Origin of the sequence: Pseudomonas cichorii, assembly GCF_003700275.1 — a bacterium.
In the GTDB taxonomy this organism is placed as follows: domain Bacteria; phylum Pseudomonadota; class Gammaproteobacteria; order Pseudomonadales; family Pseudomonadaceae; genus Aquipseudomonas; species Aquipseudomonas cichorii_B.
Map to the genome: position 1 here is coordinate 1 of NZ_RBRE01000099.1, position 26550 is coordinate 26550.

Here is a 26550-nt window from a genome sequence, read left to right on the forward strand (position 1 = left end):
ACCATATCACCGGATAAAACATTCTATAAATTCATTTAAATTATAAATAAATATGCAAACAATCTATCAAAAGAGTGATTTTCGGCAATGTCCACGCAACCCAATCGCCAGTCCCCACAAGACCACGCTGATGCCCAGGGAAAGCAGTAACAGCCCGCGATCACCCGCAGACTCACGGACCGTCGCATAGAACCAGGGCGCACCAGCCGAGAATAAAAAGCCTGGAGCCAGCAGCCGGCCCTGCAAAAAGCTGTAGCGATCATGGGCAAAAAGCTCGAACGGCAGACTGGCGCGCAACAAGGTGCCAAGCCCGTTCATGGCGCCGTAGCCGAAGATGAACAGACAAGCCAGCCAGGTCCATTTCTGACTCAGCAGCGCAATGGCAAAGCACAAGGTCAGGCCAGCACCCACCCAAACGTTCAGGCGCAGCGCCGACATGGAGTGCGCCAATAACGCCTGTAACAGACGCGCACTCGTCTGCCCGATCCCCCACAGCGCCACCAGCCACACCGGAATACCGAACCCTGCCAGCATGCCCGGCAGGTGCCCGGAAAGACCGGCCGACATGAAGCCGATCAGCATCATGCCCACTGCATAACCGATCTGCCGTAACCATGGCGTGGAAACAGCGGATTCACTCGTCACCGAGACGACGTCCACACGCGCATCCGGCAACGATCTCAATAAAAGGCCGCTGAACAGCGCCAGTGCCGCATACACCCAGGTCCCGTTGCGCCAGCCCAGCATTTCATTCAGCAGATGCCCCAAAGGCCAGAACACCGCAGAGGCCAGGCCGCCGAGCAAAGTGATCTGCACCATCAGAGGACGAGCCTTCGAGGACAGCAAGCCAGCCAGCACCGCAAACAGTGCATCGTAAAGCGACAAGCGCATGCCGATACCCAGAATGGCCCAGATCACCAAGTACAGCAGCGGGCTCTGGCATGACGCCAGACCGCAACAGCCGAGGGCATTGAGCAAGGCGCCTATCTGCAAGACCTGACGCGCGCCCAGTCGCCGGATCAGCCAGGCAACGAACGGGGAAACCAGTCCCATGACCAGCATTGCCACCGACAGTCCGGCAAAAACCTGCTGGCCACTCCAGCCCAGATCATCGGCAATCGCCTGACCAAAAGCACCGGGCAGATAGAACGTCACGCCCCAATTGATCAACTGGGCAGCGCCCAGTTGCAACACCGTACGCCGAGAGAGCAGCGTGCCGTTCATTCGCCGTTACGCGACAGGTTCAGGCGCGCTGTGCGAGCCCTCACCCAGCGCCCGCTGCATCAATACGGTATCGACCCAGCGCCCGTGCTTGAAACCCACCGACTCGAACACCCCGACCCGATGGAACCCCAGGCGCTCGTGCAGACGAATCGAGGCAAGGTTTTCACTGTTGCCGATAATCGCGATCATCTGCCGCCAGCCGCCTTGCACACAGTGCTCGATCAGTTCTCCAAGCAGCGCCTGGCCAATCCCCAGGCCGCCCAGGCCATGCCGCACATACACCGAATCTTCCACGGTAAAGCGATAACCAGGACGTGGCCGGTAAGGCGTGACATAGCCATACCCGACCACTTCGCCCTGGCGCTCGGCGACCCGGTACGGCAGGCCTTTGTCGAGCACATCAGCGCGGCGGCGCAGCATTTCTTCCAGGCTAGGCGGCTCCAGTTCAAAGCTGGAAATCCCGCCCAGCACATGCTCGGCATAGATCGCCTGGACCGTGGGCATATCATCGTCGCGGGCGTCGCGCAGGATCAGGCCATTGTTCATTTGAAGACTCTCGGGCGATTGCTATTGAATGGGTGCAATGATGCCGCCCGCCAAACCATAAACAAAGCTATGATTATTCATCCTCAGCATAAGTAAAACTTTGCCATGCGCCACCTGAACCTCAACCACTTGCACACCTTCTCGCTGGTCATCGCCCATGGCAGCTTCTCGGCGGCGGCCGAGCGCCTGAACCTGACCCAGCCAGCAGTCAGCCTGCAGGTCCGGCAACTGGAAGAACATTTGAACCTGCGGTTGATAGAACGGGTGGGCAAGCGCATCAGGCCGACCTCGGCGGGCAGTACCCTGCTGGAACACATCTCGCGGATCGATGCCGTGGTCGAAGAAGCATTGCTGGAGCTGTCCAGCCACGCCCACGGCATCGCCGGACAGATCGCCATCGGCACCGGAGCCACCGCCTGCATTCACCTGTTGCCGCCCATGCTGCAAAACCTGCGGCGACGTTTCCCGGAACTGGACGTGCGGGTCAGCACCGGCAATACCGACGCTATATTGAAGGCCGTGGAAGAAAATCGCCTGGACCTGGCGCTGGTCACCCTGCCCGCCTCGGGCCGCAGCCTGGAAGTCACGCCGCTGCTGGAAGATGAGTTCGTGGCGATTTTTGCCAGCCAGCAAGCCACGCTGCCCGAGAACCTCACGCCTCAGGCGCTGAGCGATTATCCGCTGGTGGTGTTTGAAGCCGGCAGCAGCACTCGCCTGCTGATCAATGAGTGGTATCTGCAAGCCGGTATCCGCATCAAGCCGGTCATGGAACTGGGCAGCATCGAAGCAATAAAGGAAATGGTCGCCGCCGGACTGGGTTACAGCATCGTGCCGCGCATGGCAGTGGCTGCCGCCCATCATCGGCGTGGCTTGCAGGTTCATGCGCTGGCGCCGGGGCTGAGCCGCACACTGGGGCTTGTCCTGCGCCAGGACAAGCCGGTCAGCAAGGCATTGCGCAAGGTACTGGATGCGCTTCGCGAATGTGCAGGCCTGGAGAATGATGGACCGGACTGTCGCGAATGAATTCGGTATCTACAATAGCTGTTTGACTGTTGCACAGGCAGCGGATCAAGTTGTACGATGACTGCTGACCTTAGAGATTCGGCAACCCATAAGGAGCGCAGGTCCGACACGCATCAGGACCGGCCTCCAACGTCAAAACAACAGGAGATACCGATGCCTAACATTCTCGGCCACAACTTCATCGCTGGCGGCCGCAGCGCCCTTGGTCAGACCCAGCAGAAAAGCCTCGACGCCACCACCGGCGAAGAACTGCCATACAGCTTCTCCCAGGCCACCGACGGCGAAATCGATGCCGCGGCCCTGGCTGCCAAGGAAGCCTTCCCTGAATACCGTCAACTGAGCCCTGCCCGCCGCGCTGAGTTCCTGGAAGCCATCGCTGACGAGATCGATCAGTTGGGTGATGACTTCGTCGCCATCGTCTGCCAGGAAACCGCTCTGCCTCAAGCGCGTATCCAGGGTGAGCGCGGCCGTACCAGCGGTCAGATGCGTCTGTTCGCCAAAGTCCTGCGTCGTGGCGATTACCTCGGTGCGCGTATCGACCAGGCACTGCCGGACCGCAAGCCGCTGCCGCGCGTTGACCTGCGCCAATACCGCATCGGCGTAGGCCCGGTGGCGGTCTTCGGCGCCAGCAACTTCCCGCTGGCCTTCTCCACTGCCGGTGGCGATACCGCTGCTGCGCTGGCGGCTGGCTGCCCGGTAGTCTTCAAGGCCCACAGCGGCCACATGGCCACCGCCGATCTGGTCGGCAATGCAATCATTCGCGCCGCAGAACGCACCAACATGCCAAAAGGCGTGTTCAACATGATCTTCGGCAATGGCGTCGGTGAAGGCCTGGTCAAGCATCCGGCCATTCAGGCAGTAGGCTTCACCGGTTCCTTGGGCGGCGGCAATGCGCTGTGCAAGATGGCAGCCGAACGTGCCCAGCCAATCCCGGTATTCGCGGAAATGTCGAGCATCAACCCGGTGGTTCTGCTGCCGGACGCGCTGAGTGCTCGCGGTGAAACCGTTGCCAAGGATCTGGCGGCTTCCGTCGTGATGGGTGCCGGCCAGTTCTGTACCAATCCTGGCGTGGTGATCGGTCTGCGTTCCGCTGCCTTCTCGGCGTTCCTGGAGCAGTTGACCGAACACATGGGCGGTCAGGCACCACAAACCATGCTCAATGCCGGCGGCCTGCGCAGCTACAGCAAAGGTGTCCAGCACCTGCTGTCGCATCCGGGCGTCACTCATCTGGCGGGCAAGCCACAGGAAGGCAAACAGGCTCAGGCGCAACTGTTCAAGGCCGATGTCAGCCTGCTGCTCAATGGCGACGAACTGTTGCAGGAAGAAGTCTTCGGTCCGACCACGCTGGTGATCGAAGTCGCTGACGATGCCGAACTGAAAAAGGCCCTGCAAGCCTTGCGCGGTCAGCTCACCGCAACCCTGATCGGCGAGCCTGCGGATCTGGAAAAATACAACTGGCTGCTGCCGCTGCTGGAAGAGAAAGTCGGTCGTATCCTGGTCAATGGCTACCCGACTGGCGTCGAAGTCTGTGATGCCATGGTCCACGGTGGTCCATACCCGGCGACTTCCGATGCGCGCGGCACCTCGGTGGGCAGTCTGGCCATCGATCGCTTCCTGCGTCCGATCTGCTATCAGAACCAGCCTGACAGCCTGTTGCCACCTGCCCTGCAGAACGCCAACCCGCTAGGCCTGAAACGTCTGGTCAATGGCGAGTGGAGCGACCAGTCTATCGGCTGATCGCCATCCGTAGACCAGAGCGGCGCGCCCCATCAGGGCCGCGCCGTTTTTTATGGGTGACAGAAACAGTTTCATCACAATCAATGACCTCACGCTGATCGCCAGGACCGACAATCGGTCCTGACCGGAAACAAGCACCGCATCGACCGTCATCACGGTCGTGCGGTAGTAGGCTCGGTATGCACCTGAATCAAGTGCATACCCTTTTCGGTTCTGACGACTCTGGCTATTCAGACGGCCTCCAGGACATTGATCGGGATAGGTACGCTCTGCGACAGCCCCAGCGGCAGGCCAAACAACAGAACGTCGGAACGCACCTCACCGAAGCGGGCAATGTTGGGCAGCCGCGCCCAAAGATGCGCGCCAACGGCGGTAACGATCTTCTGGCTCGGGATATTGGCTGCCATGATCCAGGCCACCAGGTTTTCAAGCCCTGCCCGTTGACCGAGGATCACCGTCGCCCGGCACAGCAGCACGCCAATGCCACTACCGAAATGATCAGCGCGCACATAAATGGCCGTTTCTCCGGTCCTGTAGCAGGCCTGGGTGCCCCAGCTGAAACGGTTGATGGACAACCAGCCGAGAATTTCACCGCGCCGCTCGTAAACGTAGACCGGCAGGCCATCGCGCTTGTAGAGGTTGACGTAGAACTTCACTTCTTCATAAGTCATCGGCCGGGTGACCGGTGAGTTGGCACCGCTGGCCGCCGTTTCATTGAAGATGTTCATCATGGCTTCAAGGTCGTCCTCGGTGAACTCGCGGATCCCTTTAGGCAGGCGTGGCAGGTCTGGATGCTGGACGAAACTGTTCATTAGTGAATCTCCTTGGAATAAACGCTGGATTTGAGTTGGCCACGGGCGCGAGCCAGTCGTGAGCGGATAGTGCCGATCGGGATATCCAGATGACGGGCAGCGTCCTGGTAGCTGATGTCCGAATCGACCACCAACTGGATCACGGTGCGCATATCCACCGAGAGCTCTTCGATGGCTTCAAGGGTGCGACCCAGCGTGCGCTGGAAATCGCTGACCAGGCTCGGGTCATGGCCCTGCTCCAGGTTCTCCAGTTCTGCGTCGGTCAGTTCCATGCACTGGGGCTGGTTATAGAACGTCTTGAAGTGGTTCCTGACCAGGTTGGCGGCAATGCCGAACAGCCAGGTTTCAGGGCGAGAAGTGCCCTGGAATTTATGCTGGTTGCGCCAGGCTTCCAGATAGGTCATCTGCATCAGGTCATCGACATCCGCCTGATTGAAAACACGTTTACCGATAAATCCTCTCAGCTTTTTCTCGCTGCTTTTCGCCAGGCCACCCAGATCCAGTGCAATAACACCAATGACTTTCCCTTCGCGCTGCATGCCTTTGACTTCCACGGTTGTATCTCCAAATCCATAAGTAACTTTTGCCGGTAGTGGCCAGATAGGGAGAGCAGCGAACGTACCAACTATTTTAAAAATACAAGCTGTTGATTTTTAAGGTTTTATTACTCGCAAAAAGGGTGTTTTGTGCCATTTGTTGCATTCTCGACACAAAGCCTGTGCAAGAACTTGCACAGCTTTTCGGGGACCTGATTGCAGGAACCGGTTGCGCTTAAACGCCACTCAGAACACACATGATCCGAGGCGACAGCGCAGCCCATGAAAATCAACTCCCTACCCGATATGCGGCCTGCTGATCTTGAGCCGCTTCCTCGTCCTCCAACCCAGGAAACAAGGTCGTTCGCTCCCAAGAATCCGTTACTGGATTCCATGGAAGAAGTGGCGATGAAGTTCAGCGAAAGCGTGGAGCGTCACAGCAAGGGACTGGACGAGCGGCATGTTCGCGAGTCAGGCAGTTCGCAACGCATAGAACGCATCGAGAAACTGGCCGAGTTGTACCGCCTGCTCGATAACAGCGAGCAGCCGAGCCTTGAGCAACAGGCCAGGCGCATGCAGATCCAGATGATGCAGATAGGCAGTTCGCTGTCTGATCTGCTGAAGATGGCCGACAACGACCCGGCGCGAGCCGACATCCTGTTGCAACAGGTGGTGCGGATGTCGGTGGCCGAGGGCAGCGAAACCAGCCACGATCAGGCGCAGACCCTGCTGGAAGAACTGCGCCTGACCCATGGCGACAAGATTCGCGCCGGCCTGAACACCGCCAGCGCAATTGCCCTGTTCAGCAGCGATCCACAGCAACGCAGCCTGATGCGCCAGCTGTATTACAAGGCCATCGTCGGCCAGCAACCTCTGGCCAGCCTGCTGGAAGCCTTGCTCGAACGCTTCAACGAAGATCAGTTCGCCCGCGGCCTGCGCACCTTGCAGCGAGCCCTGGCCGACGATATCGCCGCCCTCGCCCCGTCCTTGCCGGGCGGTGTACTGCGTTCGATGCTGCGCGGCCTGGGCGCCAGCGGTCAGTTGAACAATTTGCTGAAAACCTGCCTCGCGCTGCTCGAACGCCTGGCCAATAAATCCCCCGGCAGCAGCATGACCGCCCTGGGCATGAGCAAGCGCGTGCTGCGCTTCTGCGGCAACGGCTTCTTCGCCCGCGACCTGACGCTGCTGGCAGAAGAAACCATCGGTCGAACGCCCAATCTGCAACCGCTGTTCTTCAACGGCCTGTACCCGTTGCTGCAGAACTTGCCACTGCCATTGTGGAAGGATCTGAAAACCCGTCAGAACGGCCTGCGCCTGTTGCAGGGCCTGATGGATGAGTTGTCACGCCAGGAACGCAAGGCCATGGGCCTGGACGACATCGGGAGAAGCATCCAATGATCCGCGTTATCCATGCCCTGAACCGTCTGGCGCTGGCAGTGGTGAAGCGCACGGAAATCGTCGGCGCGATCATGGTCATGGCCATCGTGTTCATGATGATCCTGCCCTTGCCCACCGCACTGGTGGACGTGCTGATCGCCCTGAACATCTGTATTTCTTCATTACTTATCGTTCTGGCGATGTACCTGCCGCGCCCGCTGGCATTCTCGACCTTTCCGGCAGTATTGCTGCTGACCACCATGTTTCGCCTGGCATTGTCGATTGCCACCACTCGCCTGATTCTGCTGCAACAGGACGCCGGACACATCGTCGAGGCATTCGGCAGCTTCGTGGTGGGCGGCAACCTGGCGGTCGGCCTGGTGATCTTCCTGATCCTGACCATCGTCAACTTTCTGGTGATCACCAAGGGTTCGGAACGGGTCGCGGAAGTCGCCGCACGTTTCACCCTGGACGCCATGCCCGGCAAACAGATGTCCATCGACAGCGACCTGCGGGCCAACCTGATCAACGTTCGTGAAGCGCGGCACCGCCGTGAGCAACTGTCCAAGGAAAGCCAGTTGTTCGGTGCGATGGACGGTGCGATGAAGTTCGTGAAGGGTGATGCCATCGCCGGTCTGGTGATCGTGTTCATCAACCTGATCGGTGGCTTTTCCATCGGCGTACTGCAAAACGGCATGGAAGCCGGCGACGCCATGCACCTGTATTCGGTACTGACCATCGGTGACGGCCTGATCGCCCAGATCCCCGCACTGCTGATCTCGCTGACTGCGGGCATGATCATCACCCGCGTGGCACCGGACAGCCAGACCGCCGACGCCAACATCGGTCACGAAATCGCCGAACAGCTCACCAGCCAGCCAAAGGCCTGGGTGTTCTCGTCCATCGGCATGGTGGGCTTCGGCCTGATTCCGGGCATGCCGACCATGGTCTTCGTGACCATCAGTATGCTGTGCCTGTTCAGCGGCCTGATCCAGCTGTGGCGGATCCGCCAGAAGGAGCTTGATCAGGATCAGGCCGGTGCCGCCCGCAATGCCTCGCCGGAGCTTAATGGCCGCGAGGATATCCGCCGCTTCAACCCGGCGCGGGCCTACCTGCTGCAGTTTCACCCCAGTCATAAAGGCACGGCAGAAGTCGACAAGCTGTTGCAAGGCATTCGCCAGCGCCGTAACACCCTGGTCCACAACTTCGGCCTGACCCTGCCCTCCTTCGATATGGAGTTCGTCGAGACTTGCGAAGTCGACGAGTTCTGTTTCTGTGTCTACGAAGTGCCATTCATCCGCGCCACGCTGTCCACCACGCTGGTGGCCGTCGATGCCCATGAAGTGGATGAAGAGCAGCCAGGCGAACCCGGACGAATTGAGCGCGATGAGGCCCGCTGGCTGTGGGTCGAGGCGAACGATCCGTTGTTCGAGGACAGCGACATCATCGGCGTGCCCGCCCATGAACTGATCCTGGAGCGCATGAGTCGCGCCTTCCAGGCCACCGGCCCGCAGTTCATAGGTCTTCAGGAAAGCAAGGCGATCCTCAGTTGGCTGGAATCCGAACAGCCGGAGCTGGCTCAGGAGCTGCAACGTACCTTGCCACTGGCGCGCTTTGCTGCCGTGTTGCAACGCCTGTCCGCCGAGCTGGTTTCGCTGCGCTCGGTCAGGCCGATTGCCGAAACCCTGATAGAGCAAGGCCAGCACGAACGTGACCTGAATGCCCTGACCGACTATGTGCGCATCGCCCTCAAGGCACAGATCTGCCATCAGCACAGCGAAGAGAACACCTTGAATACCTGGCTGGTAACGCCGGAAACCGAAGTGTTGCTGCGCGATGCCCTGCGCCAGACCCAGAACGAATCCTACTTTGCGCTGGAACCCGAACTGGGCAGCGCGCTACTCGAACAACTGCGCGAAGCCTTTGCCCTGCAAGCCAATCCGCCATCCAGCCCCAAGGTTGTATTGCTGGTAGCCCAGGACTTGCGCAGCCCGTTGCACAGCCTGCTTGCAGAAGAGTTCAACCACGTCCCCGTGCTGTCTTTCGCCGAGCTGTTGTCCACGGTGCAAGTCAAGGTTCTGGGTCGCATCGACCTGGATGAAGCACAAGCCCTGATGGCCTGATGGAGTCCCCATGGAAAGCGAAAAACACTATGAACTGCGGGTCCTGACCGGTTTGCACCGGGGCGCGGCATTACCCTTGAACGGCGATCAATGGAGCATCGGCTCATCCAGCGGCGCAGACCTTGCGCTATACGATCCCGGTATCAAGGACAGCCACTGCATGCTGCGGCTGGTGGACAGCACCTGGTCGCTGGCCAGCAGCGAAGGCAGCGTCACCGACAGTGAAGGCCACAAGGTCGAGGGCATTACCCAGCTTGAGCCGGGAACACCTTTTGCGCTCAATGGCGTGTGGCTGTCGGTGCTCAGCGCCAACACCGAATGGCCTGCCGAGGAGGAGGAAGACGAAGAACAGCCGCAGGCCACAGCCGAAGCCATCGCCGAGCCGCTTGCAGAAGCAGAGCCCGAACATGAGCACGAAACTGCGGACCTGGTTGCCCGGCGCGAAGCTCCGGCGCTCAAGCCGCCCCCACGTTCAATGCTCGGGCCAATGCTGCTGGCAGGTTCACTGGTGGTCTTTCTCGGCGCGCTGTTCTGGCTGGTCAATCAGGAAGAGCCAGCACCGCCAGCACCACTGAAGCCCTCCAAAGTTGTGCTGCATGATGCGACCGAGGTGAAGAAAGTCCTGCTCAAGATGCTCGAAGAACGCGAATTGCAAAACCGCGTCACGGTGGCCGAAGAGCAAGGAAAAATCTTCCTTCACGGCCCCTTCGATGAAGACGACCTGCTGCAATCCACCTCACGCATGCTGCTGCACTTCGACCGGCAGTACAAAAGCCCGCTGCAAGTGCTCAACGCCCTGCCCGCCGCCACCGCCGAACTGCCGTTCACCATCATTCAAATCAGCAATACACGCCTGGCCAGTGTTCTGACCAGCGATGGCCGACGCCTGTTTCTCGGTGACGAAGTCGATGGCGTGCGCTTCGTGGACATCAACGAACATAAAGTGGTGTTCGAGGGTGAACGGCGTGTGGAGGTGAGCTGGTGATGGAATCAGCCATGGCTCGCCTGGAAACCTGGCGGCAGGAACAGAGCGAGCGCCTGCAACGCTGCGCGCCAGTGGAAGTGATGGGGCGCATCGCCGGGGTCAAGGGCATTCTGCTGCACAGCCACATGCCCCAGGCACGTATCGGCGATCTGTGCGAAATCCGCCGCGCCGATGGCAGCGAGGTGATGGCCGAAATCGTCGGTTTCGACCGCCAGCACACCTTGCTCGCTGCCCTCGGCGCGCTGGACGGCATTGCCATCGGCGCGCCGGTGCGGCCGTTGTTCCAGCCGCACAGTCTGGTGGTGGGCGAATACCTGCTGGGCTCGGTGCTGGATGGTTTCGGACGTTCACTGAGCGGCGATGGTCCTTCGGCCTTTGCGTTGTCTGGCGCAGTCGGCGCCCAACCGGTAATCCGCGATGCGCCACCGGCCACCGAGCGTCCCAGGATCGAAGCACCGCTGTCCACCGGCCTGCGCGCCATCGACGGGCTCCTGACCCTGGGCGAAGGCCAGCGGGTCGGGCTGTTCGCCGGTGCCGGTTGCGGCAAGACCACCTTGCTTGCAGAGATGGCGCGCAATACGCCTTGCGAGGCGATTGTGTTCGGCCTGATCGGTGAGCGTGGACGTGAGTTGCGCGAGTTCCTCGACCACGAACTGGACGAGGAACTGCGCTCGCGAACCGTGCTGGTCTGCTCCACCTCGGACCGCAGCAGCATGGAGCGCGCCCGCGCTGCCTTCACTGCCACCACCATCGCCGAAGGCTTTCGCCAGCAAGGCAAATCGACCCTGCTGATCATCGACTCGCTGACCCGTTTCGCCCGTGCGCAGCGGGAAATCGGCCTGGCCAGTGGCGAACCGGCCGGTCGCGGCGGGCTTCCACCTTCGGTCTACAGCCTGTTGCCACGTCTGGTCGAGCGCGCCGGACGTACCAAGGCCGGCGCGATCACCGCGCTGTATTCGGTGCTGATCGAGCAGGACTCGATGAACGACCCGGTGGCCGACGAAGTTCGTTCGTTGCTGGACGGCCATATCGTGCTGTCGCGGCGCCTGGCAGAACGCGGTCATTACCCGGCCGTGGACATTCTCACCAGCCTGAGCCGAACGATGAGCAATGTGGTGGGAACCGAACAGGTCAAGGGTGCCACACAGATACGCAGACTGTTGGCTGCTTATCAGCAGGTTGAAATGTTGATCAAGCTGGGCGAGTACCAACAGGGGAACGATCCATTGACCGACTTTGCTGTGCAATCGCGCGATCAGATCATGGATTTTCTGCAGCAATCGCTACGAGACCCGGTGTCGCTGGACGACACCCTGGACCACCTCATACAGGTAACTGCTGATGTCCCACGATGAAATTGACCTGCTGGATTCGGCCAATGATCCGCAAATGAACAGCCTTGGCCAGACCCTGGATATCCTGGCGCCGATCCGGCGTCATCGCCTGACCCTGGCCGAACAGGCCTGGCGACGTCAGAACCAGGTGCTCAACGACCTGCAGACACGCCTGCATCAAATGACCAGTGATCTGGAGTCGTTGCATCAGGCCTACCGCCAGTCACGCCTGGAACAACGCGAGCGGCATTCCAACCGTCCGTTGCCGTTGAGCGAAATGAATGACTGGCTGGCTCAGGAACGTCAGGCCATCAAACATATCGAGCGCAGCGAGAAACATCTGAGCACTCTGCAGCACGAGCATCGCCAGCAGAAAATGTGGACGGAAGACAGCCACAAGGAACTGCGCATCCGCCAGCGTGAAGTGGAAAAGCTCGACTACCTGATGGACCTCGCCCGGGAGGCGTCATGAACACCAAGCCGGCACAGCACAAGCCCACGCCTCCGCGCCCGCAGGAGCCTCCCCGGCCACGCAGCACGAACACTGAAAACAGCGCCACGCCGATCAGGCACGAGCGCGGCGAACACGTGCCTCACGAAACCCTGGAAGAAGGTGAACTCTTCGAGCAGATGATGACCTCCTCCAGCGACAACGTCTTCTGGCTGGGCACAGAACAGCCACAGGGCATGAGCGATGGCTCGCGCGATGGCGAGAAGCACGGCGGCAATACCTCGTTGCCACCGGCCCAGATCTCGACCCTGTGGGACTCGTTGCTCAACCCGATCGAGGAACACCTGGCCAGCAACGACCAGGAACCGATGGAAGCGATCTTCGAGTTGCCGGAGCTGGGCAAGGTGACGGTTCAGGTCATCCCGCGCAACGACGGCCTGGATATCGTCCTGCGCTTTGCCCGTGATGCGGCCTTGCAGCGCTGTCAGGAAAACCGCGAGGCCAGCCGTGAATGGCTCAGCCAGCGGCTGGGACGTCGCATCAGGCTCACTCTCGATCAGGCAGGTCATTGACATGAATGCACAGGCACTTGCCTTGAGGCCCGTCAGCAGTATCGAAGCGTCGATCCGGCAACGAATCGGCAGCGGTCTGAGCCTGCCTTTCCAGTTGAATCGGCAACAGGGACAGTTGGGCCTGCGCCTGGCGCCGATGCCCGGCCAGAGCGTCGACGAAGGTCACCTGGAATGCGCCTCGGGACCTTTGCGGCTGACCAATACCGAAGCCCTGCTGGGCCTGTTGTCCAGTTGCCCGGCCTTGCTGCAACCCGCAGACAGCGGCGAAGACCACCAATGGTACTGGCAGCTTTACAACCATTACCTGAGCCCGGAACTGCAACGTCTGTTCGGCACCCTGCAACCGTTGGGCGAACCCCATGAACCGGGTCTGGACTGCCTGCTGGAAGCGCGGATCAACGGTTTGCGGGTCTGCTCGCGGCTGAGTGCACCGCCGAGCACCCTGCTCGATCTGCTGGATCGGGGCCAATGGCGGTACGCACAGGTCGCCCCGGTCTATCCGTGGCCGATCAGCACCCCGCTGGTGCTGGGCCATCTGGTACTGAAATACCGAGAGTTGTCGGGACTGCGCCCCGGCGATGTGCTGCTGCCCGATCACCCGCTGTTTACCCCCAACGGCCACGGAATACTGCAACTGGGCTCCTGCCGCCTGAGCCTGGTTCAGGAGTCGGCCAACGCATTGTGCTTCACCCTTACCGAACTGGAGCAAGACACCATGAATGCCACTATCGACCACTTTGCGGCGTCCGACAGCGATAACCCGATCATGCTCGACGACATCCACGAACATGAGGATTTCGCCGCCAGTGATTCCGAGCAGAACGATGATCTGGAGCGCTTCAACGATCTGGCCCTGGCCCTGACCCTGCGTGCGGGCAATCTTTCCCTGAGCCTGGGTCAGTTGCGTTCGCTGGCGGTCGGTTCCGTGCTGACCTTCAACGGCTGCGCGCCGGGTCATGCCATGCTGTTTCACGGTGAGCGGGCGCTGGCGCATGGCGAACTGGTGGATGTCGAAGGCCGCCTGGGCCTGCAGATCACCCGCATGGAAGCATTACGGTGAATCTCCAGGATGCGAATCCACTGACGCTGGCCCTGTTCCTCGGGGCTCTGTCGCTGGTGCCCTTGCTGATGATCATCTGCACGGCGTTCCTGAAGATCGCCATGGTGCTGCTGATTACCCGCAACGCCATCGGTGTCCAGCAGGCCCCGCCGAACATGGCGCTGTACGGCATTGCCCTGGCGGCAACGCTGTTCATCATGGCGCCGGTGTTCAACGAGATGGGCCAGCGGGTCAAGAAACTTCCCGAACGGCTGGATAACTTTGCCGCCATGGAAAGCGCCGGCAAGCACGTGATCGAACCGTTGCGCCTGTTCATGACCCGCAACCTTGACCCGGACATTCAGACTCACCTGCTGGAAAACACCCAGCGCATGTGGCCCAAGGAAATGTCGGCACAGGCCAGCCGCGACGACCTGCTGCTGGTGGTGCCAGCGTTCGTGCTGTCCGAGCTGCAGGCCGGCTTTCAGATCGGCTTTCTGATCTACATCCCGTTCATCGTCATCGACCTGATTGTCTCGAACATTCTGCTGGCACTGGGCATGCAGATGGTTGCGCCAATGACCATTTCGCTGCCACTGAAAATCCTCCTGTTCGTGCTGGTCGATGGCTGGACCCGCCTGCTCGATGGGCTCTTCTACAGCTACATGTGATCCGCCGAGGCTTTATGGAAACCCTGACGCTTTTCAAGCAGGCCATGTTGCTGGTGGTAGTGCTGTCCGCACCGGCGCTGATCGTGGCAGTGATCGTCGGTGTCATCACTTCGTTGCTGCAGGCGGTGATGCAATTGCAGGATCAGACCCTGCCGTTCGCCATCAAACTGGTTGCCGTAGGCCTGGCTTTGGCCCTGACCGGACGCTGGATAGGGATCGAGCTCATGCAACTGACCTATCTGGCTTTCAACATGATCGGCCAGACGGGGCATTGAGATGTTTGAACTCCCTTTCAAGGAAGTCAGTGAATCGATCATTGCCCTGACCGTGGGCATGGCCCGGCTGTATCCGTGCATGTTCCTGATCCCGGCCTTCGCCTTCACCGAGCTCAAGGGGATGTTGCGCCATACCATGGTTCTGGCCCTGGCGCTGTTTCCCATGCCGAGCATTCGTGCGTCCATGGCCGGCCAGTCACTCGACTGGCTGGACCTGACCGCACTGCTGCTCAAGGAAAGCCTGATCGGCCTGCTGCTTGGCCTGTTGCTGGCCATGCCGTTCTGGCTGTTCGAGTCGATTGGCTGCCTGTTCGACAACCAGCGTGGTGCGCTGGTAGGTGGCCAGATCAACCCGGCGCTGGGCGACAACACCTCGGAACTCGGGCACATGCTCAAGCAGGTGTTGATCCTGCTGATGATTCTGGGCGGCGGCTACGCCACCCTGACTCAGGTCATATGGGACAGCTATCTGGTCTGGCCCGCCAGCCAATGGGTGCCAGTCACCGGCCCCGAAGGCTTCGAGGTGTATCTCAAGCTGGTCGCCAGCACCTTTCGGTTCATGGTGCTGTACGCCGCGCCCCTGGTCGGGCTGTTGCTGATGATCGAGTTCGGCATGGCAATCCTCAGCCTGTACAGCCCGCAACTGCAGGTTTCGACCCTGGCAATGCCGGCCAAGAGCCTGGTGGGCCTGGGCTTTCTGGTGCTGTACATGCCCATGCTCACCTGGCTGGGCGAAGGTCGCCTGGATGAACTCAAGGACTTGAAACACCTGTTGCCATTGATGTTGCAGATTCCCTGACCGCCCTCTGCCGGAAGCCGGACCATGAGCGAAAAAACCGAAGAACCCACGCAGAAAAAGCTCGATGACGCGCGCAAGAAAGGTCAGGTCGGGCAGAGTCAGGACGTGCCCAAGCTGTTCATTTTCGCCGCCTTGATGGAGCTGATTCTGAGCATGGTCGAGTCCGGCATGGAGCGTCTGAAGGAACTGATCATGCTGCCCATGCTGGAGCTGGACCGGCCTTTCGACGCGGCACTGGCCGAAGTCATGACCAAGGCGGGCCTGGACCTGCTGCTGTTCATGCTCCCGGTTCTGGGGATTGCCGCCGTCATGCGCCTGGTTGGGGGCTGGATTCAGTTCGGCCCGCTGTTCGCCACCGAAGCCCTGAAGCTGGACTTTGAACGCTTGAACCCGATCAACCAGTTCAAGCAGATGTTTTCTTCGCGCCAGCTGTTCAACCTGTTCAACAGCCTGTGCAAGGCAGTCATGATCACCCTGGTGCTGTATTGGGTCCTGCCGCCGGCACTGGGCGATCTGATCGGCCTTGCGCGGACCGATCTGGACAGCTATTGGCTGGCACTGGTCGACCTGTTCAGGCGTCTGTCACGTATCTGTCTCGGTCTGCTGCTGGTGCTTGCGGCCATCGACTTCGCCCTGCAAAAGTACTTCTTCGTCAAGGGCCAGCGCATGAGCCATGAAGACATCCGCAAGGAGTACAAGGAGTCCGAAGGCGACCCGCACATGAAGTCTCACCGCAAGTCCCTGGCCCGGGAAGTCTCTCAGCAACCTGCCTCGGGAACGCCCGCCAAGGCGCCGGTGGAAGACGCCGACATGTTGCTGGTCAACCCGACCCACTTTGCCGTGGCGCTGTTTTACCGCCCGGAACAGACCCCGCTGCCACGCATCCTGTGCAAGGGCCGCGACGCCGATGCCCGCGAACTGATCGAACGCGCACGCAAGGCCGGTGTGCCGGTGGTGCGCTTCGTCTGGCTGGCCCGAACCCTGTATCGCGAAAACGTCGGGCAGTTCATTCCCCGCGCCACTTTGCAGGCCGTGGCTCAGGTTTATCGTCTGTTGCGGGAAATCGATGAACAGGCAAAGGGCGATGTGATCGAAATGCCGCACTATTGAGTTTCCGGTAGCTGCAGGCCTGTACCCCGGCATTCGCCGGAATTATTTGCCAGCCATAGACCGACAGCTGAAGATTCATGGGCCACGCTATAGCAGCAATGCCAGTGAAGGCCTGCTGCGACGCGGTAACGCCGCCACTGCGCTTTGCGAATGGTATGAGCGTCTGGTGAGCACCGGACACTCAGAAACCACCCAGAAGACGAGAGGTAACGTGTGAGCAGTTCATCAGCACACCAGCAGGTTCAACGTATTGGCGGCGATAGTCTTCAGCAACTGCCCGGCTTGCAGGATATTCAAGTGGCCCAATGCGAGACTGCGTTCGGCAAAATCTCATCGACGGTGATGACGGTTGCATCCAGCGCGACTCATCCGGGAGCGAGACCATGAGCAAGGCTATCGCTACCAGGGACCGGGTACGCATCAAGGAAGTCGAAGTACTGTCGGATAACTGGTACGTATTGCGCAAGACCACCTACGACTTCCAGAGCCAGGATGGCACCTGGAGTACCCTGACCCGGGAAACCTATGACCGCGGCAACGGTGCAACCATCCTGCTCTATAGCAAGCGCAAGCAAACCGTGGTGCTGACCCGGCAGTTCCGTTTTCCGGCTTTCGTCAACGAGCACGACGGCATGCTCGTCGAGACCTGTGCCGGACTGCTGGACCGCGACGATCCCCAGACCTGCATCCGCAAGGAAACCGAAGAAGAAACCGGTTATCGCATCCAGGAAGTGCGCAAGGTGTTCGAGGCATTCATGAGCCCGGGATCAGTGACCGAGCGCCTGTACTTTTTCGTCGGTGAATATTTCGATGAAGACAAGCTGAGCGCCGGAGGCGGTCTTGAGGAGGAAGGCGAAGACATCGAAGTCCTCGAACTGCCTCTGGACGAAGCATTGGCCATGATCGAGAGCGGTGCCATCTGCGACGGCAAGACCATCATGCTCCTGCAGTACGCCAAACTGCATCGACTGCTGGATTGAGACCTGCATGTTCCGCGCCCGGTCGGGAGAAACCATCCCCACGCCGGGCGTGCTGAACATGCTCCATCATGCGCGGGCCGCAGGGGCCAAGAGCATCCTCCCTAAAGCCGGTGAAAGATGTAGTCGGCAGCATCGCTGTCAGCCAGCGGAACGCTGTGTGCAATCAGGCGTTCGCGCAGTTGCGGATCATCCGCCCTTACCTTCCAGTCCTCGCTCCAGTCATCCACGGTGACTTCCTTGCTGCTGTTTATGGCCTCGATCAGCTTCAGGCGCTCCGGGAAGTAGATGGCAAACGCATTCTCCTTCCAGCTCGCGACCTTGATCCCCAGGTGTGCGCAAATCGCGATCTTGTCTGCCGCGTCGGCGACATCCGCCTGCCTTGACCGTTGGACCAGCGCCTGAAGCTCGGGATTGGCGACGCCATCGCTGCACAGAATATCGCCGCTGCCCCAGGACTCGGGCGGACAGAGCTTGTTGTCCTGGCTCATTTCAATGAACGGGTTGATTTCCATCGGGTAAATCCGGCACACCAGCGGACGCTCTTCATAGATACCGCACAGGTTATCCGCGCGCAGATTGGGGCACTGATCAAGCGCATTGGCAACAAATACTGCAATGACACGAATACTGCTCTCGTCACTGTTGACCGCAACCGATCGACCGGCACTGTGCGCATACTGCCCGGACCCGGGCGGCCAGCTCAGCTCGTTGAAGGCTTCCAGTACGATTGCGACATCGTGCCCACGCGCCAGCCATTGCTCGGCCTCGGCCAGGGTCAAGGGTATGAGACGGCCCTTGCAACAGATTCCACAGCCCACGCAGTTATAGCGAATTACAGTGTTTTGCATGTTCCATCCTGGCGCTGCAAATGTCTTTTCAGGGGCGAACGAATTCGGCGTCCGCCATTTGGACGAATGATTGAAAACAGGACCCGGTCAATTCACCTGCTGTTGGTCAGCCGGGGTGATGGGCAATTACAAGTGGTATGTCTTGATGGCGCGTCAGCCTGAAGGCGGTTGAAGCGCGACCCGCGTTGTAGAGCAAACTGGCTCCATTGCGGAGTTGGGCAAAGTAACAGCTTCCAGACGTATCAATATCGACACAGTTGTAGCGGCGTATTTCAAAAAGCGACCTTCCCGCCTGCGGACACAACAGCTCAAAAGTTCAGATCGCAAAGCGGGCCAGCCTCTGGAACCAGAGCGCTGGGCATTTCCACTCAGGGCAAAGGAATCCTTCCTTTGCCGCCCGGACATCCATAGCGAGGTTGTCCAGGTCAGCCCATGACACGGAGAATGCCCATGATCCCGCTTAACAACACGCCTGGCGCAAGCCAGGTCCATGGCGCGACGTCCTCAGGCCACAACCCGCAAGGCCTTGAACAACGCCCCCAGCAAGCGACACAGCGCCCAGCCATATCGCTGGACAAACTTGGCCAGCAGTCACCGACGAAAATCGGCCCGGTGACCCAGGACCTGCAAGCCACGCCAAAGATCGGCGCGCAGAGCAGCGGATCGTCAGAAATCACGGCTCAGGATCCCAATGACCTGGCGGCTCAAACCGCACAACATGCACGAGGCGCGCGTTCGCGAGGTGCGGACAAACCGGGACGTTCGCTGACAGGCGAATCCAGGGCTGAGTCCTCGAAGTCGAAGAAGTCCGAAGACACAAAACAAGCCAGCAAGTCCGAAGCGACTCCCGTGGCTCAGAATGATCCGGTTGCTCCGCAAGCCGAAGGTCTGGGCTGGCCGTTGCGCAAAAGCAAACTGGAACTCTCCCTGATGGGGGAACCGCAAGGCGAATCGGTCAAGTCAAAGAAAGCCGAAGGCAAGCGCAACGCAGGCGAATCCGTCAAAGAGACGCAAATCCAGAAAGAGCCAGGCACCTCATCGAAGCAGGGAATCACTGAAGCTGAATCCCCCAGGGCTTTACGCGCCGATGAGCAGGCGGTGCAGAATGCTACTCAAGCCAGTCGTAAATCAAACTTCAGAATGACTGGCAACATTGGCCTGGGACGTGACATTAACGCGGGTCGAGAGTTTTTTGAAAGCTCGGTTAGCCTGGACAAGAAAGGCAAGGCCAGTTTCGAGAACTTCAGCCCGCCGGCACTGAACAACCTGTTGCAAAGCACCCTTGGTAAATCGGATAAAACTTACCTGGCCATTCAGCGCTCGGAAAAGGGTGACGAACAGGTCCTGCTCGAACCCAAGGGCCATCTGCTCAAGATGAAGCAGACCGACACAGGGTTCACAGTGCTGCGCAGCAGTAAATCGCTGGATGTGCCTTCGGACAGCAAGCCAGGCAAGGTCGAACTGCAGCGCCAGGGCAACTCGATGAACCTCGCGGGCCTGACCTCCACTGTGAATCAAGCGCTACCGGACAAGGCGCACATCGCTCATGTAAGCGGCGCGCATCAGGACAGCAATGGCCAGAATCTGCGCCTGTATGACGAAAAGCCTTATCAATTCTCCGCCGGCGCTCTCAAGTGGGCGCCACTTGCCGATACCGGCGACAAGAAGTTCAGCCACCTTGCCACAGAAGGCGATGGCAACCTGTATGCCCGCAGCGGCGACTCGCTGGTCAACCTGTCCAGCGACAAAAAGCCCGAAATGAAACTCAAGGATCTGCAGTCCCATTCGGTCGCTTCCGACGGGACCGTGGCGATGCTGGCGGGCAAGGATACCCAGACCTTGCAGTTGGGCAAGATGGGCGAAGTGCCGGAGTTGCACATCACCCTCAACCTCAACGAGGGCAAATCCGAAGCCCAGAGTATCGGCCTGACCAAGGATCGCCTGTTCGTTGCCGATACCGAAGGCAAACTGTACAGCGCCGCACGCAACGACCTTAAAGCCGAAGGCGGCACACTCAAGCTCATGCCGGAGAAAAACTACCAGCCGGACGGCGCCACACTGGGTGAACGCCATCAGGTTACCGGCTTCATGAGTGGCGATGGCGGAAAATTGCATGCCTTGATCAAGGACGGCTCCGGGCATGTGCATTCCCATACCCTGGATGAGCAGACCTCCAAGCTGCAGAGCGGCTGGAACCTCACGGATGTAAAGGTTCTGGAAAATACCAAGGGCCTGCCCGTCAAGAGAGAGCCAACGCCGGAAAACACTCTCGACCTGCACAGAAACGGTCGTATCGGGATAGTGGATGGCAGTATCCAGACCTGGGACTCAACCACTCAGGACTGGAAAGACAGCGGCATCAAAGATATCGACGCGCTGAAACGCGGCATCGATGGCAATGCGTATGTGCTCAAGGATGGCAAGGTTCACGAGCTGAAAGTAACCCCCGATTACGGCAAGTCAGCCTTCAACGAAAGCCACAATCTGAAAGATACACCCCGCTCCACCAAGGTCGAGTTGGGCGATGCGATTGCGGGTCTGGAAGGCCGCACGATCAAAGACTTCGCCATGTACAACGACAAACAGTTTGTCGCCCTTGACGACCAGGGCCGCATGACCGCCCACCACAAGGAAGGCGACCCGAGCGAAATGACCCGTCATGGCCTGGAAGGCAACGTTGCCTTCCTGAGCCTGGACGCCAATGGTGTGCATGTCGGCACCAGCACGGGCGATCTGTACTTCATGCTCAAGGACGACTGGCAGAAAAAACCTACGGATTCCGAGCCTGTACAGGCACAGCCTTCGACAGCCGCCGAGGCCAAACCTTCAGACTCCAAACCGTCGACGTCCGCATCTGCTGAAACCAAGCCTTCAACATCCTCTGCTGCACAGGACACCCCCCCAAGCTCCAAAGCATCGGAAACCAAAACCGACAGCGAGCCTAAATGGCAAAAGATTCCCTTCCGTCCTGGAGGTGAACTAGCCAGTATGCGCACAGAAGTGGATAACACTCTTAGCATTACCTTGAAAAATGACCCCAATGATCATGGTACCTACCAGCTCAAAGGAAAACAGTGGCAAACCGTTGACCATCGTCCTGCCGATCAGAACGAACTGAACAAGATGTTCGAGAGGATCGACAGTGGCATGAGGGCCTACCATATCCCCCTGACTGGCAGCACTGTACGGATTACCTCCAACTTGCTGGGACGCAGTGGTGTAGAACAGGGTCATAAATCCAGCACGTCAGAGTTCATAAAGGCACACGTCATCCAGTCAGGCACGGAAGTGCGACCGGCCAAGAACCTGGTGAACTATATCGACCACAAGATCAATGGTCGGGAAGGTCTGGCAGACGTCTACAATGCACAGGCCCCCTTGTTCCATGATTTGAAGGATATCCGTAATGCGCCAGGCAAGGCTCCGGAAGCCGGCAACGACCTGAAGGCTCGCATCGCCAAGCTGGATATAGGGGAAGAAGGCAAGGCGCTGACCGAAAGTCTGGAGTCCTTCCGCGAAGAGCTGGAGAACCATAGTCGCAAGACCGTGATGACCCTGGGCGAGAAAGCAGGCTTGCTCAATCTTCATGGAGAACCTACGCAGAAGGGAAAAAAAGCAGCCAGTAAAGCGGAGTCCTCACACCACGCTCCACCTAAAGAGGGCAAGAATGACCTGATGGCACTGACCCAGGGTGCCCTGGACAAAGTATCTCCCTCCTCTGATAACCCGACCGGTGCATTACTCAAGTCCCTGCAAGGCATGGGCCTGAAGATGAAGCACCTGGATGCCGATACACCAGCAGACAAGCGCCGCCATGGTAGCGATGAACACGCCCTGACCAAGGCACGCCTGGCTCTGGATATCGGGACCCTCAATGAGGTTGGAAAGCTGCTGGATAAAGCTGAAAAACTCCCCGATGGTCCCGATAAAAATGCCCAGATAAAGGCGCTCAAGCATGAGCTGACCCATTTGCGCGACAAGACCTATGGGGAAAATCCGATCAAGCAAGTTTCGGACATGGGATATACCGAACACTACCAATTGGAAAAATCCTACGACGGTATCAAGGCCTTCCTGAACGGTTTCCACAAACCGGATCACGCCACCAGCGTCAACATGCGCGCCGCCACCAACAGCAAGGATCAGGCAGAACTGGCTGACAAATTCAAGAATGCACTGAAACAACTGGAGTTTCCGGACGACGAAATCAGCCTTTCACGTAGCTATGGCATGACCTTGAGTACGCCCTTCATCAGTATCGCCAAACACGCGCCAGGTCCATGGCCCAGTGGGCAGTACAACAACACGCGCAATTACGCCTTTGCGGCGGAGCGCGGCGACAAGGGTGTCGAAGTTTATCTGCTACGCGAGCATGCCAACTTGCTGAGTGGCAGCGTGGGTGCCGGCAAGGATGTCCTTCCGGATATTACGAGCCCTGCCAACTTCCAGCAACTGACCAACCTTGACCTGGGCAATGACAAGCGTGGCGCACTGGCCTTTCGGCTTGGCGTCGACGGCACACTTGCAGGCACTGGCACCACCCGTAGCGGTGTGGCATTTACAGTACCGGATGAAAAGATCGATCAGTTCGTCGACAACCTGTTCACAGGCAAGTTGACAGCACTGGACGTTCTCAAGGAAGGCGCCAACCACAAGGCACACGAAATGAAGCGGGTCAATATTGACCTGACCGGAGGAGGCACTGCTGAATTTCGTCTACAGCTGGGCTTATCGGACCGTGACAGCAAACCATTGACGTCAGCCGTACGGTTCGGCGTCGGTGTTACCGCCAACGTCAACCTGGCCAACTTTACCTGGCAAAAACTGAGTCAGGAAAACGATACCAGTCGTATGGATGAGCAATCCCAGAACCGGGTTCGCTTTTTAAACAATGCGGGTGTCGGTGGCTTTGCCCGCGCTCAGGTCGTCGGCAGCCACACCGACCCGGCACCTGCTTCAGCACCGGGCTCCCAGGCCATTACCAGCACTGGCGGTATAACAGGAACCGCGTCCGTCGACTCCAAGACAACCAAGCGGATCAAGTTCCAGTTCAAGGAAGCTGCGCCGCTGACCACGGCCAACGTCACCAAGCTCGCGACCTCATTGGGCGATGCGTTCAAGGACAAGGCCTCGAAAGCTGAACTGACTCGACTGGCTGATCACACCCAACCGGAATACAAGGACGCCAGCGCCAAGGAGAAGATCCAGATCCAGCTCAAGGGACTCAATGATTTCTTTGCCGACAAGACGCCAAAAAACGATGAGCAATACGCAGCATTGAGGGATCTGAAGCGCTCCACCGCCCAGCAGGAAGCTTCGGTCAACAAACACAGTGTGCTGGACAACGGTCGCTTTGAAAGTAACTACACCAACCTGTCTCGTGTGGACGAACAGAGTGTGTCCTCCAAGATCATGAGTGTGGTCTACGGCAAGCACCAGACCAGTAACGCGGAAAATGTCTCCAAGCTGCTCGATCAGGACCCGGCACTCAAGTCGATAATCAAGGAGTTTCAAAACACTCCTGGCACCCTGGCACGGGTTCGTCTGGAACCCAAAGACCATTTGTTCGACAGGTTCGATGCCGGTAGCCGTGACGGCACTCTTACCCAAAAAGAGATGTTCGAGTTGCTCAGTAACCGCGACAACATGCGGATCATGGCCATCTCCATCTTCAGAAGCGCAGCACAGACCGACGGTTTTACCACGCCCACGCCATTGGTCAGCGCCAACAGCTCAGCGTCCATGGCGGTGAACAAGACCCTGGCCAAAGTGAACTTCTCGTATGGCGAGGATCAGGATAAACCCAAGGCCTACTTCGTGAACGGTGAAATTTCCAGAGCATCGGAAGAGCAGAAAACCATCGCGCAAAACCTGAAAAAAGGCGGACTGGAACTCAAGAGCTAAGCATGCCGCTGTCCTGACGTAAAAACATGCTCGCGGTGCAGCACAGATTGCACCGCGAGCATTCACCTGTTCAGTGCTCTATCCATTTCAAGGAATCCTGAAAATGACTACCGCCTTTTATGCTCTCGAAGACTTTCCGCAACTGGCCAACCTGATCAAGCATTACGCGGTGATCCAGCAGGAAGTCGCGACCCTGGAAGCGCCACTGCTCGAGATCGATCGTACCAACAAGCAACACCAGCAAGTTCACGCCGAACTGGCCGAGCACCTGCAACAGGGCGGCGATTACGGCTGGCTCAAGGGGTGGGGTGCCGAGGGCGGCAACCGCGACTGGACACAATATGCACTGTTGTTCAGAGACACGCCTATCGGCCCGGCCCGGGCGACCATGCCACGCACCCTGGAACTGTTCCAGCCGCTCAAGGGCATAAAGGTCCTGGCCCTGGCCCGCATGGCACCTAACAGTTTTCTCAGCCTGCACCGCCACCCGGAACTGCCTGAAGAAGGGCTGCTGCAGATGCATATCACCCTGAGCGCAGCGAACGAAGCCAACTATTCCTACCTGAACGTGGCTGGCGAGTTCTACCACCAGATACCCGGCACAGGCGCGATTTTCGACGGCTCGCTGGACCACTTTGCAGTCAACGCCACCCCGGTTCCACGGACCATCATTTACATGGAGTTCGAGAAAGACAAATTCATGAAGCATTGATCCCGATAGCCGCTTTACCTGATCCCACAGAGCGCGCATAACGCCTGTGGGATTTTTCATGCCTGGTAGTTCACCCGCGACGGCGCTATCCATGTCTTGTGAATGTACCACCCCCGGTAGGAGCGGATTCATCCGCGAAAGCAGCATTCCAGACGACACATTTCCAAGGATGTACCGGTCTCTTCGCGAATGAGTTGGCTCTGTCCTCGTTAAGTGTTGTGGTGTCTCTGGTACAGCGCTGCCTCGCACAGTCCTCTGACAGACTTGCAACACTTAATGCAGACAGAGCCAATGAATTGGCTCCTGCCGCTGGGCTTGAGTGCTTTTACAGCGCCCAATAAAAAACGGGCTCTTCAAGAGCCCGTTTTGTTTTTCGACTTTTGTGCAATCAATGCACGACAGGTCTGGCACCCGCAGCTTCCAGCAAGCGATCAGCCAGCAATCGCACGATCCAGAAAGCTGTCAGCGATGCATCGCCACGCAGTTCGTCTGCACCGGCATCACGCTTGAAATCCGACTCCAGGCTGTCAATGTAATTGTTCAGGCTGAACTGACCGTTGACCCGGTTGCCCGGTTTGTCGAGGGTCGTCTGCAAACGTTCGTTGACCAGAGCAATTGCATTTTCAAACGCCTGGCGCTGAACCGGCGTCAGGTAACCACCATTGCGTACCAGTGACGACCAGGAGGTTTGTTCAGTTTTTTCCTGTTGTTGCGTGGCCGTCATATCAGACATCCTTATGGTTGGTAGAACCCGGCAGCTTGTCGTAAGGGTGCTCGACGTTCTTCAGGTTGATGCCGCTGGTGGTCAGGTTCAGGCCTTCGCTGTCGCTCTTGACGAAGGAGAACTTGCCGTTTTCAGCGTCAACGTTTTTCAGGTCCAGGTTCCAGTTACCCTGCTGCCCACCGTTGGTGCGCATGAAGGTGCCGAAGTCCTTGGCCTTGAAGTTGTCAACGCTCACGTTGGCGTCGGAGTTGAGCTGGAAGATCTTGTCGTTGGCGCCCTGGGCACTGCTGTTGGTGATGTTCAGGTTGGTGACCTTGGCACCGCCTTCACCCTTCACCGTCAGCGCATCTTCACCGACGTTGGTCCAGTGCACGTTATCGACGTTTACCGCCTTCTCGCTGCCGGCACGAACGTGTACGCCATCAGCGGCGTTTTCACCGAAGGTCACGTTTTTCAGGGTGGCACCTTCAGCCAGCTCGAAGATTGGCTTTTGTCCTTCACCCTGTCCGCCATCACCCAGGCTAGGGCCGGCAGTAAAGGTCTTGCCCTGGCCATCGAACACTTCGCCCGGGCCTACCTTGATCGTTTCGTTGACTACGGTCGGATTGCTCGAAGCAGTCGGGAAGGACACTGGAGTGGACGAACCGGCTGCACCGGTGCTCACAGGGCTACCAGCGCCAGGTGTGCTGGTCGGAGCCGTGCCACCGATGGATGGAGTGCTACCACCGCCGCCACCAACCGATGGAGCACCGCCACCGCCGCCACCAC

23 protein-coding genes are annotated in these 26550 nt (G+C 58.9%); 16 read left to right on the plus strand and 7 right to left on the minus strand.

Features of this window, described 5'->3' with window-relative positions:
* Nucleotides 1-66: 66 nt before the first annotated feature.
* Nucleotides 67-1224: an MFS transporter gene (locus tag ALQ04_RS25730; protein ID WP_122318602.1), complete on the minus strand. Its 1158-nt coding sequence runs from the start codon at nucleotides 1222-1224 to the stop codon at nucleotides 67-69.
* Between the two features lie 6 nt (nucleotides 1225-1230).
* Entirely contained in the window at nucleotides 1231-1770 is a 540-nt protein-coding gene (locus tag ALQ04_RS25735) for a GNAT family N-acetyltransferase (RefSeq protein WP_122318603.1), read from the minus strand.
* A gap of 105 nt (nucleotides 1771-1875) precedes the next feature.
* Here ALQ04_RS25735 and ALQ04_RS25740 point away from each other — a divergent pair, with 105 nt between their 5' ends.
* Both ALQ04_RS25740 and ALQ04_RS25745 read left to right on the plus strand, forming a co-directional pair.
* The gene (locus ALQ04_RS25740; protein ID WP_122318604.1) at nucleotides 1876-2793 is read left to right on the plus strand and encodes a LysR family transcriptional regulator; all 918 of its coding nucleotides are present in this window, start codon (nucleotides 1876-1878) and stop codon (nucleotides 2791-2793) included.
* A gap of 153 nt (nucleotides 2794-2946) precedes the next feature.
* Complete coding sequence (locus ALQ04_RS25745) at nucleotides 2947-4530, plus strand: aldehyde dehydrogenase (NADP(+)) (protein ID WP_122318605.1); 1584 nt, start codon at nucleotides 2947-2949, stop codon at nucleotides 4528-4530.
* Between the two features lie 230 nt (nucleotides 4531-4760).
* Here the strand turns inward: ALQ04_RS25745 and ALQ04_RS25750 are convergent, their stop codons facing one another.
* Both ALQ04_RS25750 and ALQ04_RS25755 read right to left on the minus strand, forming a co-directional pair.
* Nucleotides 4761-5342, minus strand: coding sequence for a GNAT family N-acetyltransferase (locus tag ALQ04_RS25750; RefSeq protein WP_122318606.1), 582 nt, complete (start codon nucleotides 5340-5342; stop codon nucleotides 4761-4763).
* A complete protein-coding gene (locus tag ALQ04_RS25755) occupies nucleotides 5342-5896 on the minus strand; it encodes an RNA polymerase sigma factor (protein ID WP_122318607.1) in 555 nt (184 codons plus the stop codon). Before ALQ04_RS25755 ends, ALQ04_RS25750 begins: the two co-directional genes overlap by 1 nt.
* A 264-nt stretch (nucleotides 5897-6160) precedes the next feature.
* Between ALQ04_RS25755 and sctW the strand changes: the two genes are divergently transcribed.
* The 12 genes from sctW to nudK all read left to right on the plus strand — a co-directional run bounded on the left by sctW (nucleotide 6161) and on the right by nudK (nucleotide 17594).
* A complete protein-coding gene (gene sctW / locus ALQ04_RS25760; protein WP_122318608.1) occupies nucleotides 6161-7276 on the plus strand; it encodes a type III secretion system gatekeeper subunit SctW in 1116 nt (371 codons plus the stop codon).
* The gene (gene sctV, locus ALQ04_RS25765) at nucleotides 7273-9378 is read left to right on the plus strand and encodes a type III secretion system export apparatus subunit SctV (RefSeq protein WP_122318609.1); all 2106 of its coding nucleotides are present in this window, start codon (nucleotides 7273-7275) and stop codon (nucleotides 9376-9378) included. Before sctW ends, sctV begins: the two co-directional genes overlap by 4 nt.
* Before the next feature lie 10 nt (nucleotides 9379-9388).
* Nucleotides 9389-10363: an FHA domain-containing protein gene (locus ALQ04_RS25770; RefSeq protein ID WP_122318610.1), complete on the plus strand. Its 975-nt coding sequence runs from the start codon at nucleotides 9389-9391 to the stop codon at nucleotides 10361-10363.
* Complete coding sequence (locus tag ALQ04_RS25775; protein WP_122318611.1) at nucleotides 10363-11718, plus strand: FliI/YscN family ATPase; 1356 nt, start codon at nucleotides 10363-10365, stop codon at nucleotides 11716-11718. The genes ALQ04_RS25770 and ALQ04_RS25775 overlap by 1 nt, the downstream gene beginning before the upstream one ends.
* The gene (locus ALQ04_RS25780) at nucleotides 11705-12169 is read left to right on the plus strand and encodes a type III secretion protein (RefSeq protein WP_122318612.1); all 465 of its coding nucleotides are present in this window, start codon (nucleotides 11705-11707) and stop codon (nucleotides 12167-12169) included. Before ALQ04_RS25775 ends, ALQ04_RS25780 begins: the two co-directional genes overlap by 14 nt.
* A complete protein-coding gene (locus tag ALQ04_RS25785) occupies nucleotides 12166-12720 on the plus strand; it encodes a type III secretion system HrpP C-terminal domain-containing protein (RefSeq protein ID WP_122318613.1) in 555 nt (184 codons plus the stop codon). Before ALQ04_RS25780 ends, ALQ04_RS25785 begins: the two co-directional genes overlap by 4 nt.
* A 1-nt stretch (nucleotide 12721) precedes the next feature.
* Nucleotides 12722-13780 (plus strand): type III secretion system cytoplasmic ring protein SctQ, encoded by a 1059-nt coding sequence (sctQ, locus tag ALQ04_RS25790; protein WP_122318614.1) that lies wholly within the window; start codon nucleotides 12722-12724, stop codon nucleotides 13778-13780.
* Complete coding sequence (gene sctR, locus ALQ04_RS25795; RefSeq protein WP_122318615.1) at nucleotides 13777-14430, plus strand: type III secretion system export apparatus subunit SctR; 654 nt, start codon at nucleotides 13777-13779, stop codon at nucleotides 14428-14430. The genes sctQ and sctR overlap by 4 nt, the downstream gene beginning before the upstream one ends.
* 14 nt (nucleotides 14431-14444) lie before the next feature.
* Complete coding sequence (gene sctS / locus ALQ04_RS25800) at nucleotides 14445-14705, plus strand: type III secretion system export apparatus subunit SctS (RefSeq protein WP_122318616.1); 261 nt, start codon at nucleotides 14445-14447, stop codon at nucleotides 14703-14705.
* 1 nt (nucleotide 14706) lies between these two features.
* A complete protein-coding gene (sctT, locus tag ALQ04_RS25805) occupies nucleotides 14707-15504 on the plus strand; it encodes a type III secretion system export apparatus subunit SctT (RefSeq protein WP_122318617.1) in 798 nt (265 codons plus the stop codon).
* A gap of 24 nt (nucleotides 15505-15528) precedes the next feature.
* Entirely contained in the window at nucleotides 15529-16614 is a 1086-nt protein-coding gene (gene sctU, locus ALQ04_RS25810; protein ID WP_122318618.1) for a type III secretion system export apparatus subunit SctU, read from the plus strand.
* A gap of 383 nt (nucleotides 16615-16997) precedes the next feature.
* Nucleotides 16998-17594: a GDP-mannose pyrophosphatase NudK gene (gene nudK / locus ALQ04_RS25820; protein ID WP_122318619.1), complete on the plus strand. Its 597-nt coding sequence runs from the start codon at nucleotides 16998-17000 to the stop codon at nucleotides 17592-17594.
* Between the two features lie 101 nt (nucleotides 17595-17695).
* Here the strand turns inward: nudK and ALQ04_RS25825 are convergent, their stop codons facing one another.
* The gene (locus tag ALQ04_RS25825) at nucleotides 17696-18442 is read right to left on the minus strand and encodes a YkgJ family cysteine cluster protein (RefSeq protein WP_122318620.1); all 747 of its coding nucleotides are present in this window, start codon (nucleotides 18440-18442) and stop codon (nucleotides 17696-17698) included.
* 450 nt (nucleotides 18443-18892) lie between these two features.
* On the opposite strand from ALQ04_RS25825, the gene ALQ04_RS25830 reads away from it, so the two are divergent.
* Together ALQ04_RS25830 and ALQ04_RS25835 are read left to right on the plus strand one after the other, a co-directional pair.
* A complete protein-coding gene (locus ALQ04_RS25830; protein ID WP_183142277.1) occupies nucleotides 18893-24346 on the plus strand; it encodes an AvrE-family type 3 secretion system effector in 5454 nt (1817 codons plus the stop codon).
* 103 nt (nucleotides 24347-24449) lie between these two features.
* Nucleotides 24450-25058, plus strand: coding sequence for an aspartyl/asparaginyl beta-hydroxylase domain-containing protein (locus ALQ04_RS25835; protein ID WP_122318622.1), 609 nt, complete (start codon nucleotides 24450-24452; stop codon nucleotides 25056-25058).
* Nucleotides 25059-25446: 388 nt separating this feature from the next.
* On the opposite strand, the gene ALQ04_RS25840 is transcribed toward ALQ04_RS25835, so the two are convergent.
* The gene (locus ALQ04_RS25840; RefSeq protein ID WP_183142278.1) at nucleotides 25447-25782 is read right to left on the minus strand and encodes an HrpW-specific chaperone; all 336 of its coding nucleotides are present in this window, start codon (nucleotides 25780-25782) and stop codon (nucleotides 25447-25449) included.
* 1 nt (nucleotide 25783) lies between these two features.
* Nucleotides 25784-26550, minus strand: a 767-nt coding sequence (locus ALQ04_RS25845; protein WP_183142279.1) for a pectate lyase, incomplete at its 5' end; no start/stop codon positions are given.